General features: G+C 58.7%; 11 protein-coding genes and 2 pseudogenes. 8 read left to right on the top strand and 5 right to left on the bottom strand.

All coding sequences use genetic code 11. From position 1 onward, the window contains the following. The first annotated feature begins 3 nt into the window (after window positions 1-3). The 7 genes and pseudogenes from OJJ21_RS22235 to OJJ21_RS22260 all read left to right on the top strand — a co-directional run bounded on the left by OJJ21_RS22235 (window position 4) and on the right by OJJ21_RS22260 (window position 8512). Window positions 4-336: a hypothetical protein gene (locus OJJ21_RS22235; protein WP_297689989.1), complete on the top strand. Its 333-nt coding sequence runs from the start codon at window positions 4-6 to the stop codon at window positions 334-336. A 5-nt stretch (window positions 337-341) separates the two neighbouring features. Then, window positions 342-683 (top strand): hypothetical protein, encoded by a 342-nt coding sequence (locus OJJ21_RS22240; protein ID WP_297689991.1) that lies wholly within the window; start codon window positions 342-344, stop codon window positions 681-683. A gap of 189 nt (window positions 684-872) precedes the next feature. Continuing rightward, the gene (locus OJJ21_RS22245; RefSeq protein ID WP_297689993.1) at window positions 873-3578 is read left to right on the top strand and encodes a PD-(D/E)XK nuclease family protein; all 2706 of its coding nucleotides are present in this window, start codon (window positions 873-875) and stop codon (window positions 3576-3578) included. Window position 3579: 1 nt separating this feature from the next. Then, window positions 3580-4728: pseudogene (locus OJJ21_RS24430) on the top strand (UvrD-helicase domain-containing protein); the annotation flags it as partial. A 780-nt stretch (window positions 4729-5508) separates the two neighbouring features. Next, window positions 5509-6741: pseudogene (locus OJJ21_RS24435) on the top strand (3'-5' exonuclease); the annotation flags it as partial. Between the two features lie 27 nt (window positions 6742-6768). Further along, window positions 6769-7290, top strand: coding sequence for a hypothetical protein (locus OJJ21_RS22255; protein WP_297689996.1), 522 nt, complete (start codon window positions 6769-6771; stop codon window positions 7288-7290). A 481-nt stretch (window positions 7291-7771) separates the two neighbouring features. Continuing rightward, window positions 7772-8512, top strand: coding sequence for a hypothetical protein (locus OJJ21_RS22260; RefSeq protein WP_297689998.1), 741 nt, complete (start codon window positions 7772-7774; stop codon window positions 8510-8512). 170 nt (window positions 8513-8682) lie between these two features. On the opposite strand, the gene OJJ21_RS22265 is transcribed toward OJJ21_RS22260, so the two are convergent. Together OJJ21_RS22265 and OJJ21_RS22270 are read right to left on the bottom strand one after the other, a co-directional pair. Beyond that, the gene (locus OJJ21_RS22265) at window positions 8683-9099 is read right to left on the bottom strand and encodes a hypothetical protein (protein ID WP_297690000.1); all 417 of its coding nucleotides are present in this window, start codon (window positions 9097-9099) and stop codon (window positions 8683-8685) included. Between the two features lies 1 nt (window position 9100). After that, entirely contained in the window at window positions 9101-9775 is a 675-nt protein-coding gene (locus OJJ21_RS22270) for a nucleotidyltransferase domain-containing protein (protein ID WP_297690001.1), read from the bottom strand. 224 nt (window positions 9776-9999) lie between these two features. Here OJJ21_RS22270 and OJJ21_RS22275 point away from each other — a divergent pair, with 224 nt between their 5' ends. Then, window positions 10000-13686 (top strand): hypothetical protein, encoded by a 3687-nt coding sequence (locus OJJ21_RS22275; protein ID WP_297690002.1) that lies wholly within the window; start codon window positions 10000-10002, stop codon window positions 13684-13686. Here OJJ21_RS22275 and OJJ21_RS22280 read toward each other — a convergent pair. Genes OJJ21_RS22280 through OJJ21_RS22290 form a run of 3 tightly spaced genes read right to left on the bottom strand, consistent with a single transcriptional unit; the run spans window position 13655 to window position 18725 of the window. Further along, window positions 13655-16000, bottom strand: a complete 2346-nt coding sequence (locus OJJ21_RS22280; RefSeq protein WP_297690004.1) for an ATP-binding protein — start codon at window positions 15998-16000, stop codon at window positions 13655-13657. The genes OJJ21_RS22275 and OJJ21_RS22280 overlap by 32 nt on opposite strands. A 23-nt stretch (window positions 16001-16023) precedes the next feature. Further along, window positions 16024-18504 (bottom strand): AAA family ATPase, encoded by a 2481-nt coding sequence (locus OJJ21_RS22285; protein WP_297690006.1) that lies wholly within the window; start codon window positions 18502-18504, stop codon window positions 16024-16026. Next, entirely contained in the window at window positions 18501-18725 is a 225-nt protein-coding gene (locus OJJ21_RS22290; RefSeq protein WP_297690008.1) for a hypothetical protein, read from the bottom strand. The genes OJJ21_RS22285 and OJJ21_RS22290 overlap by 4 nt, the downstream gene beginning before the upstream one ends. Window positions 18726-18784 lie beyond the last annotated feature (59 nt).

Consider the following 18784-nt stretch of genomic DNA (forward strand, 5'->3'; position numbering starts at 1 on the left):
GAAATGCTAATCTATGAATTCACACTGATTGTGAAGCTGCCACCCAGGGCACTGGAGGCCCAGGCCTATGTCGATGCCTGGATTCGTGCCGACTGCCAGGACGCGACGGTCGGCGCCGTCTCAGCCGGACAGATTGAGCTGATTTTCCGGCGTACGGCGGTGGACGAGAGATGGGCAATCCGCAGCGCCATTGATGACTTCACGAAGGTTGCAGAAATTGTTCGCCGTAAAGCCAGGAGGCGGAAGGAGACCTACGAGTTCGAGGTACTGATGGGCGGCGAGAAGATTGGCCACGCCACCTACGAGATTACAGAGAACAAGCAAGAGGAAGAATAGTCGAAATGCACGTTCGGACTATTGAGCTCGCCGCCGAACTGGATGCCTTCGTCGAAGAAGTGGTTCTGACTGGGCGACACGCCAATCCGGATGAGGTCGTGGTCACGGCCCTGGAACGCTATTCGCCTGCAATCGATGCAGAGCTGGACCTGGCAGCTCGGATTGACGCTGGCGACGCCGACATGGCCGCGCTGCAGGCTTTCCTGGAGCGATATCGGTCGGTGCATTCTGCGCTACTGGTGCCGATTACCCAGGAGTTCATGGAACGCATCGAGCTGTTGGTTGGACCAATTGAAGAGATTGATATCGACCTGGATGAGCCAATCGGGGATGGCGAAACGGAATGAGAATGGCGTGCACGGATGAATAGCGATGATTGCGCACATGCATAACACCGTAGGCGAATCGAAGGCAGGCTTGTCGGATCTCCGACACGCCAATAACCTGTCTTCACAGGCCGACGGCCCAGGGGTGGGTCGCAACACATATCAGTGCGCAACCACAGGACCGGCATTTGCTGGCCCGAGGGAGGACGTATGAAGCTGGTCTTTGGACTGGAAGCGGATAGCCGTGTGTATCCTGATTTTCCCGGGCCCGGCCCCGGTGTCCTGGATGAGGAAGTCGTCGGCCCTCGCGGGCTCGTAGGATTGCTGGAAATTCAACTGGGCCTCTCTGGTCCCACCAAATCCGAAGCTGTGCGTATCGCTGCTTATGCGGCGAAGCTGCATATGGCTCTAGCCGAACGGAAGACCGCGTTCTTTGCCGCCTCATTCAGCAGAGATCCATGGGCGACTGCGGAGCGCCTGCTTCATTGGCGTGATAACCTGGTATTGGCTGGCTGGGCTGGCACCGCCATTGGCACACCCCGGGCGGATGAACTCGCGGCCGCAGAGACAGCAGGCAATCCGTTGCCTTTGGGATTTGCCGACCGACTGGTCGCTGTTCAACACGCATTGGCTACCAAGCCCACCCTGCGGCTAACTGAAATCGAGGTTATTGAGCTACCTTCAAGCTTGCCGCCGCATATCAATGAGCTTTTCAAAGCCCTGACGGCCTGCGGTGTCACTCTGAACCAGCGGCCGGTGGGCCAGGTGGCGGCGACGGGCAACGACCTCGCCAGGGTCAGCAAGTTCCTGAAAGAAGCAACCATCGACCCAGTGGTTGGTGACGGCTCATTTATGGTCGTTCAAGCTGACACAGCTCTGATGGCGGCCGAAGCGGTCGCCGAGTGGCTGGCAGCAGGCTCCGAGGCAGACCTGAACGACACTGTCGTTCTCGCTCCCGACGGCGATACAGCGCTGTTGGATGGTGCATTGCTCGCACGCGGGCTGCCAGCTTTGGGCCAGTCAGCATCGTCACCATGGCGCGGCGCCTTGCAGGTCCTTCCCCTGGCTTTCGCTACCATCTGGAAGCCATTCAATCCCAAGCCGCTGCTCGACCTGCTATTGTTGCCGAAGCCGCCGATTGGGTTCGGCGCCGCACGGACATTGGCCTACGCTTTGTCCAAGGAGCCCGGCATCGGCGGCAAGGCCTGGAAGACCGCATGGGAAAGAATTGAGGCTCGGCAGGTTGAAAAGGAAGCAGCCAAAGGTCACGCCGACGCGGAAGCGCGGGCAGCCAAGAAGCTGAAGCGCTGGCAGCAGTGGACAACGGTGGGCCAATATGACCGCCACGAAGGCATCCCTGCGGAAGCTGCCAAGGCGATCGCCAGCCGGGTCTCTCAATGGGCATTCGCGACAAACAGCACGAAGAATGACCCTTTGCTGCTCTCCGTTGCGGCCGCCGCAACAGCTCTGGTCGATGCCATCACCGTCATCGGCCGAGAGAGCCTTCCCGCCCTGCTGCTTGAGCGAATGATTGAGCAGGTGCTGGCGGAAGGTGCCGAGAACCCCAACCACATCGCTCAATCCGGTGGCCTGCGGTGCATCAGGCACCCAGCAGCGCTGTGGGGGACGGCAAAACGCGTCATCTGGTGGAATTTCACAGGTCCTGGTGAGCGCGTTCGCCCGCCGTCCGAGCCCTGGAGCAAGGACGAGCTGGCAATGCTGGAAAAGGCTGGTTGCAGGCTGGCTTCGTCCGCCGACATCGCCCGTCAGGTGAGTGCTGCCTATGTAAACGCCGCCTTCCGGACCTCGGAATGCCTGCTCCTGATCCGGCCATCGCTGTCAGGAAGCGACGAAACCACCAGCCATCCGCTGGCACACCAGTTGATGCCCATTCTGAAAGCTTCAGAACACCGCGAAATCTGGCAGGCGGAGCAACTCCTGGCCAGCACGGCGACTAAACTCTCCAATCGGAATCTCGGGCGCCAACTGAGTCCTCCGGCCTCTCTGCCGAAATCGCGCAAAGCATGGACACTACCAGCCGCTGCTATTGCCAAGGTGAAGGAACGTGAGGAAAGCCCGACCGGCCTGGAGAACCTGGTGAATTGTCAGATGCGCTGGCTACTCGCCAATGTCCTTGGGCTGTCAGCGGGTCGCTTTGCCGAAATTCCGGACACCGACCAGCTTCTCGGCAATCTGGCTCATGAAATCGCATCTCACGTCTTCAAACCGGGTAACGTGCCTGACAAAGACAAGATGAGAGCCGATGTTGCCCGGATCTTCGATGAACTTGTGGACGCCATTGCTGCACCGCTTAATCAGCCTGAGCACGCCGGTGAACTCATCCGCGCGCGTGTCCATGTCCCGAGCTCCTTGGCCCATCTGGCCGACTACCTCAGGAGCAAAGGCCTTGAGGTCGTCGGAACCGAACTGCCCCGCGCTGCAGATCTTGGGGACCTGAAAATCGCCGGGCGTCTCGACATGCTGGTCAAGAATCCAGAGGGAGTGCTTGGGGTCATTGACCTCAAATGGAGCCATAGCGCCCGACGTCGCCTGACCGAAATTACGGATGGTCGGGCTATTCAGCTCGCCGCCTATGGCACGATTGCGGATGCCTCGACCGCAGGTACTGCCGACGGGGCCTACTATTTACTGAACCAGCGTCGCCTGATTGGTCAGGAAGGCGGCCTGGTATCCGAGGAAGAGGTCGAGGTCGACAAAGACCTGTCGCAGACCTGGCTCGACTTGATTGCTACCTGGAAGTCTTGGCGGGACGAGGCCATCGCCGGGAACGCAATTGCAGGCGGCATCGAAGGCGCCCCGGAGCCACCGGCTAGCATTGGCATCCCTGCGGACGAAAAGCCGTGCAAATACTGCGACTACACCAGCCTGTGCCGCGTCAGCACGAAGGGTAGCTGAGATGAGCAAACTCAACATCAATACCGTCACCGCCTCAGCTGGCGCAGGTAAGACCACGCGCATCGTGCGCCGTATCGCAGCAGAGGTGAAGGAAAGGCCGCCCGAAGAGATTATGGCGACCACTTTCACCGTGAAGGCCGCGGACGAACTTATCGAACGAGCCCGCGCAGAGCTTTACGAGACTTACCAGGAAGACAAGGCGGTTCGCCTGCTGGGCGCGCGCTTCGGTACTGTCAATTCAGTATGTGGGCAGATTGTCGCCGAGCACGCGTTCGAGTTAGGCCGGTCGCCGCGCGCCGAAGTTATCTCCGACGACAGCGTGAACCGGATTCTGGCAACGGCTGCCAGCGAAGCCATCTCCAAGCATGCCCCGGTACTGAACCATATTGCGGAACTATTCGGCTACTCGGACCCATATCCGCCGCACCTTACTCGCCCAGACTGGCGGACGACACTCAGGAGGATTATCGACCTGGCTCGCTCCAATGGCCTTGATGCCGGGGGATTGCAGTCCTCTGCGGAAAAGTCCGTGGCTGGCTTCCTGGACCTGTTGCCCAAACCCCAGCCTGGCGTGACGTCGGAAAAACTCACCGCCGACCTTACGGCTGCAGTGAATGAAGCCCTGAAGCACTCGGCCACGATTACCAGTGGAGACGGAACGAAGACCGTTAAGGAGCTGATTAAAATTCGCGGCAAACTGAAGCGCAAAGCCGCCCTCAGTTGGCCCGAATGGGCTCGCGCGTCCAAGCTGAAATACGCGAAGACCAAAGATGTGGAAGGCTTCAAGAAGGCCGTCGATGACATCAAAGGCATCGCAAGCGACCATTTCGGCCACCCTCAGCTCCGTGCGGATTGCGAGACGTTCATCCGAACACTATTCGCCTGCGCGGCAGACTCTCTCGCTGCTTACGACGAATACAAGGCGACCCGCGGCCTGATTGACTTCACCGACCAGGAAATGCTGGCGCTCCGCGTCCTGTCAGACACCGATATGCGCAAGCGCCTGGCCGAACGGGTCAACCGCGTCTTCGTCGATGAATTCCAGGACTCAAGCCCGCTTCAGATTGCAATCTTCACGTCCCTGGCCGAAATCGTTGAAGCCAGCACCTGGGTCGGCGACCCCATGCAGGCCATCTACGGTTTTCGCAACGCCGACAGCGCCCTGACGCAAGCCGCATTCCTCGGTGCCGGTCAAGGTACTAAGCCCGACGACCCATTGCGTACGTCTTATCGGAGCCGCAAGGGCATTGTGGATTTCGTCAACGAAGCATTCTCGCCTTCGCTCGCCGCGATGGGCTTGAAGCCGGAGGAGCATCGTTTCACCGGCACCGACCGCAAGGAGGATGGCTTCAAACGACCACCCCTGCATGTCTGGTGGGTATCCGGCAGCAACAACGATAAACAGGCCGCCGCGCTTGCTCATGCGGTCAAGTCCGTCATTGAGGCCCTCGAAAACTGGCCGGTGGACACCCGTAAGAGCGCTGTCCGCCCATTGCGGATTGGCGATATCGCTATCCTGTGTCACACCAACAAGGAAGTGGAGCGAGCCGCAGCCGCTCTCAGCGCGATTGGCATTCCAGTCGCAGTTGAACGCGACGAGTTGTCCAAGACTCCCCATGTGGAATTGGCCATGGCGGCTCTCCGATGGGTGGCTGACCAATCCGACCGGCTTGCTTTGGCGGAGATGGCCAGGTTCTTCTCCGACGACCCGGAATCAGACGGCTGGCTGCAGGCGGTTGGCGCGGACGACCCGGATGCAGCCCTGAAGGCTGAGAACCCGATTTCCGATGCGCTCGAAGTCCTGCGTCAGCAGATCCTGGAACTGACTCCGGCCGAGATGATCGACGCCATCATTACCCTGCCACCGCTGTTGAGCCGGATTGAGCGCTGGGGAAACCATGGTGCGCGCCTGGATGACCTGGAAGCCCTGCGAGGGTTCGCCAGGACCTATGAGACGGAGTGCGCAGGTTCAGGCGCCCCTGCGACACTGTCTGGCCTAATCCTGACATTTGAAGAAGCCGAAGCCAAACGGCCGAAGAGCCTGCGGCCCGACGCCGTCAACGTGATGACCTATCACAAGGCCAAGGGCCTTGAATGGCCATTGGTCATCCTGTCCAGCCTGCACAAGGACCCGGAGCCCCGGCTGTTCGAGCCGGTCGCGGAGGCCGACGGCACACTAGACTGGATGAACCCGCTGGCCGGACGCTGGATTCGCTACTGGCCCTGGCCGTACGGAACGCAGAAGGACAATGTCGGCCTGGATGAAGCGGCAGCCAATTCCGAGGCGGGCAAACTGGCATTGCTGCGTGCTCGGCAGGAAGCAACTCGCCTCCTGTATGTCGGTGTAACGCGAGCCAGGGATTACGCTGTATTCGCGCCCAGCACCAAGAATGGGGCTGACTGGCTGAAAGTTCTGGATACCGGCACCGGTACCGCTGACTACATCGTCCTGCCGAAGGCTCCTGAACCTATTTCCGCCGGGCCGCATAAATTCGAAGCCGAGGTGGCCACCCTTGCCGTGCCTGGAGACGAGGAGACCGCGCCACCAGTTGTAGTGCAGACGCATGTCCGACTAGGCCGCGACGTCGTCGTTCGCAAGCCACTGTTCAGGACGCCTAGCACCGAGATTGCAACCGCGCCCTACAAAATTGTCAGCCGCACCGAGATTGGCCACCGCATTCCCATCGTTGGCGATGCGGACATGGCCATCGTCGGCGAAGCCGTACATGCCATCCTGGCAGCGGACGACGTGTCGGCCCCAGCAGACGTCAGACTAAAGGTGGCCCAGAGCATCCTGGACCGCTGGAGTATGAAGCTGGTCAAGGCCGCTGACATCCTGAAGGCCAGCGATGCCCTGAATGCCCATCTGCTAAAAGCCATTCCTGGCGCGACCGTTCTCAAGGAGGCCCCAGTCTCCGCACATTTCGCCGACCAACTAGTTTCGGGTCGCATTGACCTGCTCATCGACCATCCGGGCGGCTATGCCATCGTCGACCACAAGTCATTCCCTGGAGCGGGCGAAAGCATCGACAACAAAGCCCTGAGCTTCGGCCCTCAGCTTGGTCTTTACAGAAATGCTGTCGAGACAGCCACCGGCAAGAAAGTCACAAACCTGTTGGTCCATATGCCTATCAGCGGGCAGCTCATCGAGATTTCCATGTAACGAGGCTACATAACTTTAGGGGGTATCATGGGACTGGATTTCAGAAATCTTGATGACCGTACCCGCGCGCTGATGGTCGAGGAAATCGACCTGGATGGCGGCAACCTTTATCTCAGCCGATACCTCAACGATGATGGCCAGGCGCAGTGGCCCGGCCTGCTGCGTGACGCCGCCCAGAATGGCACCGATGACACGTTAGCCGCAGCAGTCCGCGGTGGCCGCCTGCTGCGCCGCCAGTATCAGAAGCGGAAGCCCAAGGGTGGCTTCACCATGGCGGATGTCCCCGTCACGGCGCATCAGACGCTCGCTGAAGGTCAGTTCAATATGTACTACATGCGAGCATTGGCTCGCCGCGCCATCGAAGAGCACCGCGCGGTTATCGTGTATCGAGCGAAACGTGTGCAGGAGGCGCGCCCGGAATCCCAAAGACTAATTGGACAGGCCCTAGACCCCAATGTCGTCCTGCAAGGCTTGCGCGTCGACCATGGCGTCGAGCCTGCCTTGGGGATTCCTCTACCAAACTCCGGACTCACCATTGAGCTTCAGTAGGCGCTCGATGGTGCCGTTATCGGCACTCGGGGACGCTACTCCTGAGTTATGAAGGCAAAAGTCAGTTGTCGCGGTCGTGAACGGAAATGAGAGCAGACGCGTTCTAGGCGCCTGTTACGCGTCCGCTCATAAGCACGAACGAAAACATCCTTCGGCCTCGCCACGGATTTCTCCATGTCGATCTCCTCCATCATCGAAAGCTGGAAAGCCCAGCCGCTCCGGCTGCCAGATGCAGCCCGCGTAGCGTGGAGACTGACCGAAGTCATCGAATCGGGAGGCCGATAACGGCGAAACAGATTCGACCCAATCCTCGCTCACCGTGCAAGTTTCAAAAACACAACAAAATTGAATACGGGAATATGTCCTGAGCCATCGGCATACGGACGAGGCTTTGTCATCTGATTTTGCTCAGATAAATTGGCTTTGCCGATTCATCTGATGGGATGAATCGGCGTGGACAGCAGGCGATTTGGGGAAGCGAATGATTGACGTGAGTAAGATTGTAAACGGCGTCACTGCGCCGGAATGGGAAAAGAAGGGCAAGACCTGGGACCCGTCCCTGCATTTCACCGCCGCCCTTTCGGATAAGAAATACGTATCCGAGGTCAACCAGGTTCTCGCCGCTCATGGCGACAAGGTGGCCGCATTCTTCCTGTACGAACCGCTTCCAGGTGGCTTCTCACTGGAATTGCAGTTCGCCACCCCTGAGGCCGCCAAGGAAGCGCGCACCATGTGGTATGCGTTCGACCAGGACAATGACAACGAAGATGAGGAAGACGTCGATGAAGTTAGCGCCTTCCTTGACGAACAGGACGAGATTGAGTTCCTGATTCACTACAAAGAAGACCACATTCGGCTGATCACGACGCTGGATGATGTCGACAAGGCACTGACCCATTTCTCACCTAAGATTCAAGAGCTGGGCATTGGCACTGTCGAAGCGCGATTGCACGTCTGGCAAATGCTCAAAGGCCTTATCGAGAGTGGCGACGATTCTGAGGAGCTCCAAATCTCCCTAGTCATGTGCATGTGTTATCTGGCCTATGTCGACGCTGAACACCACATGGACCCGTCCGACAAGTATTTCATTTCCCACATCTATACTGACAACGCTCGTGAAGAAGCTGATGAGTGGGGTGATTTCATTGAGTATGACGAGGCTGAAGACGTGGCGTTTGTAATCGTATCTGTCGATAACCGCAGCGATTTGGACACCAATTAGGACCGCAACGTCAGGCCAATCTATATGGGTCCGAACGACCGGGCAGAGTGGCCATTATGCCTCGAAAGGTACACTGAGAGTCCTTTCGAGGCATAATGGAGCCCCATCGGCAGATGGCGTCGACGATTTTCAAATAACGATGGCCTCTAGGCGAGGATACCGGCGTTGAATCAGGTGGCGGCAAGGATTCCCTCGGCCCACTCCCCGATGGTGACGACCAGTGCGTGGGCTTCAGCTGCGTCGTTGAACTGGAAGCTTTTGACGCCGTACTGCACTTCTGACTTCTGGTTTAGAAGCTTGTTGAAGGCCTTGCCGACCTTGTCTTCAAGCTTGTTCCGCATCACATCGCGAAGCAGCTTGAGCGCGCTGGCATGCTCGCCAGTGGACCTCTTCAGCCCGACGACGGCCGTTACGGCATCCACGTAGGCTATCGCAGCACTGACACAGAGCGACATCGCCGGGTTGCCACTTCCCGTATCATTCAGGTCGATCAGCTGCTTGGCTTGGTCGCGATATTGGTGGGCGAGCTGCAGGCGGGCGCGTCCCCAGTCTGGAGATGCGTCGGCGACGGAGTCCAGGCGCGCCATTTTAGCGCGGCCCGCGGCTTTTGGTGCGTACCCGGAACTCAGAAAGCAGTTCGTTCGGTCGCGCACCGTAAACAGCGATGGCATCCTTGGATGCCGACAACCACCACGGGTCGCCGATTTCGATCAGCTTTTGCAGGTCGTCGGTGTCGATAAAGACGGGTTCCGCAGTGAAATAGAGCTCTTCAGAACCCTTTTCGAGGATATGCGTGAAATACTCCGTGACCATCTTCATGTCCGATGGCTCGGCGACAACCGCGATGTCCATATCGCTGTCCAGGTCGTCTTCCCGTCGGGCGACGCTTCCGTAAACCCAGACTGACTTGACGGCATCACCAAGTTCTTCTCCTGCCTCACGCAGTATCTGGAGGATGGAGCCCATCCGGTGCCCCTCAGCCGTGAATAGGTCGAGGATGAATTTCCCGAAGGGGTGCGCCTTGTTGAACCGGTACAACACCGCGCGACCATGGCCGATCGCTTCGACCAGCCGCAGCTTGGTCAGCACGCTTAGAGCTTCGCGGACCGTGCCGTTGGCCAGTTCAGTGACTTCCACCAATTTCGGCGCCGACAGGTTCTCGTACCGGATAAGCTCTCGGAGCACCCGGACATTGCCCTTCGTTGCCATCGCCCGATCAAGCGGATAGCGGAGGGCGCTGAGCTGACTATGTGCCGTACGCATCTGTGCTGTTTCCTATCAGTTTTCTGAAGTTATAGTTGTTTTTATGCAAGTAAAGCCATTTTTCTGACTGTAATGGCAGAAAATTTCCAAATATCAGCACTCGATTTTATGGGATTTATAATATTTTCAATGACTTATGGCTGAACAGGTGCGATTCTCCACGGACACATTCATCCGCCTGACGTGTCCCGGTAAGTTGAGCGGCAGGAAGATGAGGGAGCCCCATGGCCGACGGTGGCGGTTTCCAGGAGGACGGCCAGTTCACCCGGATCTCGGTGTCGATGCCGAAGCTGGTAAGGCGGCTCGCCAAGTTCAATCTGGTCGCCACGGCTGCGATGGTCGCTGGACTGATGACGCGCCAGGAAAACCACCCCGCCTGGCCGCGACTCGAAGCCATGCAGCACCTTGTTATCGCCCACTGCCGCGGCCATGAGATTCCGACCACCGCGCAGCTCCGCGAATTCATCAACGGTTTCATCTCCCATGCCGGTGTCACGATGTCGGAAGACCCGGCGTCGGACGTGTTCGTCACCAATGTGGGCTACTTCGACGGCAACGCTCGCCTTATCGGGGGCGACAATGCCGACAACGATTATTCACTGGAGTGCTGCCTTTATGCCCTGAATGCGCTGCCAGACGGCGACTGGAAAGCGCAGGTTCTGCGGTCCGTCAGCGCCCTTCTGAGATGCGCCGATGCTGTCGCCGAACTCTCGGGTTTGAAACGCAATGCCTGGAAAGAGGTCCTGCCCGACAAGCCCCTGCAAATCACCACCAAGCTCATGGACGAGCTGAAGTGGCACGTGATGGTCCCCCGGGGCGTCCTGTCCGAACACGCTATCAACAACGACCTTGCGCCATTTATTCTGGTTCAGGAGGACAACGACCTCGTCCTGGGCGGCAGTCTGGAGGCCTCTATCCTCGACCGGAAGCCCGTTCTGCTGACCGACGGGTTTATCTGTTTTGCCATGCCGAACGCGACAAGCGCCGCGGCCCGCCAGTTCATCTTGCACAGCGTCCAGGCAGCCGGGCACCTGGCGCAGTTCGCAGATGCCATTGCCCAGGTTCAATCGTTGCAAATGCGCTTCCATGCCAAGGATGGCTGGCGCATCAAGCCCATGTCCGCCGCCGAGCTCGGCTTTGAACCCGGCCCGAAAGAACTCATCGGACGCTTCGACGACGGCGGCTATGTACATGTCATCTATTCGCCAGGCGACTTGAATGCCGTGATTCAGGATGGGCTGGTGAATGCACGGAACGGCACTGCTGATGCCGAGGCTTTATCCGTCCAGCGTGCCGCACAGCTGAGCGCGCGTCCGGATTTCCGCCGTGGCCTGGTCATCGTCGGCTTTGGCGGTATCGGCGGGGGCCACATTTTCAATCCACAGGGTCTGCACGCGGACTGGTCGGTGATTGGCATAAGCCCCGGCGACTTCATCCGCCTGGCATCAGACCACGACACCAGCGCAGCACGCGCCTGGAAACTGCTCGAACAGGAGCGCCTTCTGCGCGAGCGTGGCTATACCATTGTAAACGTTGGTGGCTTCTTGCCGCTGTACTCGTATGCGCTCAAACGCGGCTTCAGCCTGCTTCCATCCAACATGGCAGAGGGATTTCTGGCGCTGGATGCCTCATTCGAAGCGCCCTTGCGGCATCGCCTGCGCTTGAAGATGGACGCCCATGTGATGCCGCTGCCGCGGGAACGGGCATACATCAACATCCACCGCTTCGAGCCCAGCGGCTACATGAGCAGCGTCGAACCGCTGCCGATGTATTACAGCCCCAGCCTGCGCGGTCGCGGCATCTATGCCGGTTGCCGGGTCATGGACAAGCGATGCTGGTGGGTCGAACTGCAGCCAGCCGCCGACGGCACATATACGTACTTCGGCTTCTCCGTCTGGGACATGGCCTTGTGCTGGATGACCCGCGTCGCAGCCGAGGTCGAAGCCGCGCTGCCCGACCTGCAAAGGGGCGCCCTGGCCATCGTCATCGCCATGCCGCCGATGACCGATGCCGAGCTTGGTGCCCATCCGATTGCCGACCCGATGGTCCCGCCGACTATCTCGCTCGACCGCAACATCGTCACTGTGACCTGCTCGCCGGACTATTTCACGTCATTCCAGAGCCCGGTAAACCACGGTGATCGCATGATGGTGGATACCCTGGTCCGGGCAGCCTATGCCCTGGCTAACACGCCGCCCGATGAAGCCCAGATTGCCGCCATCGTGACCCGCGTGATTCCTGACGACAAAGCCCGCTTCATCCACACCAGGCCAACCAACGCTGTCCGGGACCACATCTTCCGGGAATTCAAGATGCCCCCGGTGCGGTTCATCCCACCCGAGGACATCGCATGGGCTCATAGCGGCCTTACGGTCGCCGCCGGTTGGGCTAACGGACCAGGCCAGGTGCCTGCAGACCAAACACCGGCGCTCCTGAACCAAGCCGTCGACGCCCTGTGGGAGCGCATCAAGGGCCGTCTGGCCACCTTCAACCGGGCAAACGTCATCGCCACGGCGCTGGCCAACTTCGAAGCCATCGAACACGACCGGGCCAACTGGAAGCTCCTGGCTGCGGCAACCCTGTCGCTCTATGGAGACAGTCCAGAGGTCTTCGCCGAAGGCAATGAACGCGAAGGCCGCCGTTCGGCCGCAGGCCTGGCCAGCCGCGTCCTGGCCGAAATGGCAGTCTGCGAATGCCCGGCCGGGGGTGGATTGCAGATGACCGGCATCGACATGGACAGCCTTCTGGCCGACATCATCGTCCTGGTCGAGTGTGCGGGCTATTCCGACAACATCAAATACAAGCTTTCCAGCCAGCCGCTTGTGGTCCACCCCAACCAGACCTTCGGCTTCGACACGACGGTCATGCAGAAGCTGATGCGCCCATACATGGAGGTCCATGGGACCCGGACGTTCTTGTCTGCGGCAGCCGCCTATGCCAAGGCTTACGAAGTCCGCGATGCCGAGCCGGGCGGCGATGGCCCGCTCGACGAACTGGAAGCCGTCTTCGTCGCAGAATTCGGCATCGGCCTTGCCGGGTTGGGTCCATTTGCCGGTGAAATCCTGAACCGCGCCCGCGAAACCGGTAGCTCCCAGGTCTCATTGCCGCGCTCTGTCATCGTCCAGATGCTACGGGATGCTGGAGCAGCCGACGCCGAGAAAGCGTTGAAGGCGTTGACCCTGCTGCCCAGGCTGCAGTGGTACGAGGAGAATCCCGAAAACGCCGCCCCACGCGACTGGTATCCCTGGCGCTACAACCGCCGCCTGTCCGTCATCCGGCGCCCCATGGTCCAGGTCGACGCGACCGAAGACCCGACCATCCTCGTCATGCCGACGCTGCTCGAAATCACCGTCCGCTTCCTGATGGACGTGGCATCAGGCGGTATCCCGCACACCCTGTTTGATTCCGAACCGATGACCAAATACATCGGCGCGGCGGCCGACCGCGCGGGCCGGGAATTCTCCGAGCTGACCGCGGCCAAAATGGCCGAATTCGGCTACCAAACCCGCACCGAGGTCAAAATGACAGAGCTCGGGGGTACCCAGCCTATGGGCGATGTCGACGTCCTGGCCTGGCGGGCTGGCAGCAATGAGGTCCTGATCAAGGAATGCAAACGCCTGGCCTTCGCCCGCACTCCTGGCGAAATCGGCGAGCGCCTGCAGGAATACAGCACCATCGCACCCGCGGGCCAGAGGCGGACACCCATCCAGAAGCATATCGACCGCATGGCCTTTCTGAACGCAAACAGAGCTGAGCTGGCGCGCATTACCGGCATCCCGGCCGACCAGATGGTCCTGAAATCCATCCTGGTGACCGATATCCTGGTGCCGATGCAGTTCTCCCAGGAAGCGCTCGGCATGGTCGGTGTCGTGGTCGACTTCAGTCAGCTTGAGGAGAAATTTGGGGGGTAGGGTCTACGGCTTCTGGAGTGCCTGCAGCGGGTGCGTCATCTGCGAGAAGCGGCGCGAACAGGTTGCGCAAATCATTGTTGTCGAACTTGTCTATTCGATTCGATTGCAATTGCGCCACATCTCCGGTTTCGGTCTCTTCCGTGTTCGCCGCAACGCTGGCGATGGCCTCTCTTATAAGGCGCTCGGCCCGCTCGATATCTTCTTCCGGCACATTTGCCTTTTCTGCCAAGCCCTTCAGTGTCGTCAAATGGTCCTTCAATGTGGACTCTGAGAACTCAAGATCAATATCACTTTCAACATTCTGAACCTGGCGATGAATGACGACATTAATCGCTTCCTTCACCGATTCTCCAATCTGGGGCGCCTCATCACTGGAATAGGACAGCCGGGACAGCGTATCGATTGAATAGTTTTTCTGATCGATGAGGCTCACCAAAAATGCTTCCAGTCTCTCGATGAAATCCCCATCGCTGGGAAACCTGGGAAAAAATCCGCGACGAATGCGGCTCGCGAGCTGAATCATATCCGCGCCGTCGCGCCAGGCTTCGAAGTTGCCGAGGTCCTCTTCTTCGAAGAGCTGGCGTGCCAAATTTCCGAAATACTCGTCCGTCGAATTGTAGTCTAGCTCCAGCAGGAACTTCGTCCGCTCTGCATACCCCGCATCGCAGATAACCAGATCTTCCGAATCCTTCTCTTTCTTGTATAGCGGCAACGTCAAGCAGAGTGGCGCCACCCACCGGAACGCGTTGATGAAATCCTGATTGTCTCGACTGACCAGTTGCTTTCGGTCTGCGAAATTGAAAAGGCTTATCGCCCAATTCGCCTTGCAGGCCATTCTCGCGCAATCCGTCAGAATCCTGATATCTGCCAGGTACTTTGCCAGATAGTCCCGAAGCGAAGGGTTTACGAAGCGGACCTGGCCATTCGAGATGTTTACAAAACCGCCCTCAACAATCTTGAGAGCCTCCTCAAAATCCTTCGGTCCGCGCGGAATACTATATTTCTCGCACAAGGAAATATGCAGCGGCTCAAACGCTATCTGCAGCTCTTCGATGTCTTCTCCCGATTCCGGATAGAAAAAAAGAGCTATAATCAGGTGGCGGCATTTGTCGGGAATATGCTTGGTAAAGGGCTTCTCCCAAATGCCTTCCGGGTTATTCAGAACCTTGATGAACTCGCCAGGGTAATCCTCCGGCTTCATCTCACCGACCTTGTCCCTGTCGGTCATCCAGTCAATCACACGCGGACTGTAGTTCTTGTGGTCCACGATATCCTTAAAAGCATTTTTCTCAGCAAGGGCACGGATGAAAGCCTTAGGTGTTTGCCGAACCAGAAGGTGATTGTAGAGAATGCGCGCCTTGATGCGGCGCGTATAATGCCCGACATCAAGTACATACTTCACTATGTTGACCTTCTGACTGCCGATATGCTCTGAAACGCGTCCGGCTTCTTCCAGTATGTACGCCCTCGTCGTAAGAATGAACCGCGCGTTCTTGGCATTCTGCACCCGGTTGATGAACTTCATCAAAAGGGAGTCCTTCATGGCCAACGACCTGTGGTCTAGAGCAATTTGCCCGAGGAAATCGTCGAAGAAGATGATCTTGTTCTTCGCATCGTCGATCTCCGCAAAACCGTCATCCAGGTCCTTGATGGCAAGAAACTCCCAGTTGTCGGCGACGTAGTAGTAGGAGAGCATTTCGGCAAGCGTTGACTTCCCCACACCTGGCGGGCCGGAAATTATAAGGACATGTGTCTTTTCAAGCTTGTCCCGCGCTGCTTTGAAACTCGGGTTCTGCGCGTAGACCTCAACCTTCCTGCGGATTTCTTCCAGGGTGATTTTCGTGAACGCCCGCGACGACGCCCTGAGGATGTGCTCAAGAACAGCCGCGTTCGAAAGCCAAAGCTTGATATGGGCCTTCTGAATGTCCGGGTTTTCGCGCAGCAACTGCTCTAGCTGCTCAGCGCCGAAGAGATCAGCCTCACTCTGGAGCCACGGACCGATTTCGCCTGCGAGCGCCCGCTTGTTTGGCGGCGTCAAACTCTGCGAGGTCGTCAGGATGTAGCGGGACGGCTTCAGTGCGTCGATGGTCGGCCGCGACAGCTTCATTGTCCGTTTCAGCGACCGGAAGGGAGACCGAGAAAGGTGCTTTGCCTGCAGTACGGTCAGTTCACCGCCAACGCTGTGGCGACCGTCCATGCCCTGGTCCGGTCCTGGGCCGAATGCCTCGAACTCGATGTCCAGCTTGCGACCTATCAGATCGATGGACAAATCCTCGAAATCCGCATGAGACAGGTTGGGGAAATTGGCCGACAACGGGACATCCTGCTTTTTGGCGCTTAAACCTTCTGCGACAGCGACTTGTAGTACTTCCAGTTACCCGAGCCTGCCGGGTCATCGTACTGGAAGCAGCGGGCATAGGCATCAATCGAGGCAATTACCCCATGCAGCGCCGACGCCGAAAGGCTGGAGGTAGACGCTGTCGCCCAGTGCGACAGGTAGTTCCCGGCCAATGCCGCAACGTTGGCAGTCAAGCTGGTTTGCTGCGCGGCATCCAGCACCAGCCGATTCGCGGCCTTGTGCAGGTCAACCGCACTCTCAATGGCCGCCAGAGCATCATCTACCATCTTTTTGGTGTCGTTAATCGCAAAGGCCAACGGCACCGGAATCCGCACCTTGTCGATTATCTGGAGCAGTGTGAACTCCAACAGCTGCCGGATATACGGCTCTGCAGCATCCTCACGCCCCGCGTTGAGGTGAGCCAGCGCCTTGTCCCGTATCTGGTTGGCAGAAACCGTCTGCGTCACGATTTCTGTCTGGGCAGTGCCGTATAGCTTCTGGTGACTCCAGCCGCCACTGTGGACGTTTTTGTTGAATAGCTTCTCCAGCAAACCGTCATGGCTGAGCAGTATGACCTGCAGCCCATCTGCCTTCATCGGACGCGCGAACTCTTTCCGGATGAGCTCCATCATATGCCACTGGTGGCCCGCATCGAAACTGGAAGTGATATCATCCAGGACAATAAACTTCGGTGCCCCGCCATACAGCGATGCCGCCGCCAGATAGACCGAGACCGACAGCGCATTCCGGAAGCTTTCCGACAGCAGTGCCAGGGCTGAAAGCCCCTTGGGCGCAGCAAGGCCCCAGAAATCAGTCAGGCTGAGCGACAGCTCCTCGGTGCCATCGCGCTTGTCGAGCTTCGGCACAACCGGCGAAACCATGATTTTCTGGAACATGTCCTTGAAGGTCGGCTCGATTGCCACAAGCCGTCGCTTCGATGCCCTGGATTCCGCACCCGCAAACCGCTCGCTTGCCGTGGTCAAGAACGTCTTTACCTTATTGATTTTGGCCAGCTGAGCGGCAAATCCATCCCTCGCGGAATGCGCCTTCTTCGCAGCATCCCAGTGCGTCCGCAGACGACGTGCGATTTCAACCTTGGTCGTGACGTTGAGCAGCGATGCCGGGAGTCGCGCCCTGATGACTGCCTGAGCGTCGCGAACCGCGGTGAGGCGGTCGGTTAACCGCTGCCGCAATGTTGCCCGCCACGCCCAAAGGTCAGTAACGTTCTGCTCGGTTAGCGATTTCGTATCTATACTGGCCATGAAGGTGGCGGCATGGCGAACCTCATCCTGTAGCGCCGCCTGCGCCTCGACGTCCCTGAGCTTCGCCCATCCGCTGGCCGTCCATTCCGCCGAGATTTTTACGGCCAGGTTCTTTACCTCAGCATAGTAGCCGAGCTTCGTATCCATGTGGGCGGTCTGGGACGTGCCGGTATCGCCTTCGCAAGCCGCACACTTCGTATCGTCTTCCCAGGTACCGGATTTCAGCACCTTCTCATTGGCGGCATACAGCTCATAGAGCAGGTCACCGCTCGTCGCCGCCATAGCCGCATCGCGCACAACAGCCAGTGCCTTCAGCGCCTCGAAGCTCTCATCCGACAGGCCATCAGACAGCAAGTCGGCGAGTGCCGCATCTCGCTGCATCAGAGCGGCCAGTTCATCCCGGTCCGTGCCACCGTCTTCCTTGGTGATTGCAGCCTGGCAATCATCGAAGGACACCGTATCGAATGTCTTGCCGCCACAAACCGTCTTCAGGACCGGGAAGGCTGCCAGCGCATTCAAGGCCTGCGCCTTGACATCAGCCTCCGGCAGGCTGCCGTCCATGTCGATACCGGTCAGCGCTTTGAACTCATTGACTGTCGATGTTGCTTCCTTGGTGTATGTCGCAGCGTTCTGCGTCTTCTGCGCTTCAAGGTTCGTGACCTGGAAATGGTTGTTGAACGCCTTGGTGTTCGTAAGCTCCTTCAGCTCGCCGCGGACGTCCGAATACTGGGCCATACCAAGCAGGCCAGAAAACCATTGACCCCGCTTCGTTGACGACAACTGCAGGAAGGTTCGCAGCGTGTCGTGGTCCAACAGCACAAACTCGCGGTTCAGCTCCTTCAGCAGGGCTTCCGCATCGACACCTGCCGAACCCGATACCGTCCGGACGCCATTTGCATCACGCTTAACCGTCACCGTGACACTGCCGCCTCCAGCGACCGGCGCAACGGTCAAACTGATGGTACCCACACTGCCAGGATGGAACATATTCAGGTAATAGCCGCCGCCATTCTCGCGGGCTTCAAGGTCGCTGAGCTTAGGTACCGTGCCACGCAGCACATAGCTCAGGGCATCGAAAATGGAGCTCTTGCCGACACCGTTCCGCGCGAACACCGAATTGACCTTGTCCGTCGCAAACTTCAGGACCAGCGGGTCGGCCTCATTGTTGATGCCGCGAAAACCCTCGATTTCCAGTTTCTCCAGGAACCAGCCGCTCATGACTTCGGCGCCTCAGCCAGCATAGCCAGAAGCGCATCCCAGATCTCTTCCCGCCGGTCGTCGCCGTCCCGACGCGCATTGCCAAGCGTGACCCGCAGAGCAGCCGACAGATTCCCATCTTCAGCCTCCAGGCTGTCGAAGAAGGCGTGGAGATTGTCGTCGAACGATTTCGCGTCGTCGAAATCAAACTGGGCGGCCGGTGCCGCTGCTGCCGTTGCCATCGGATTACCCACGCCATTGTTACCGCGTCTGTCGTGATTGCCGCATGCGACCCCTCGCA

This window comes from Ferrovibrio sp. (assembly GCF_025869515.1).
In the GTDB taxonomy this organism is placed as follows: Bacteria; Pseudomonadota; Alphaproteobacteria; order Ferrovibrionales; family Ferrovibrionaceae; genus Ferrovibrio.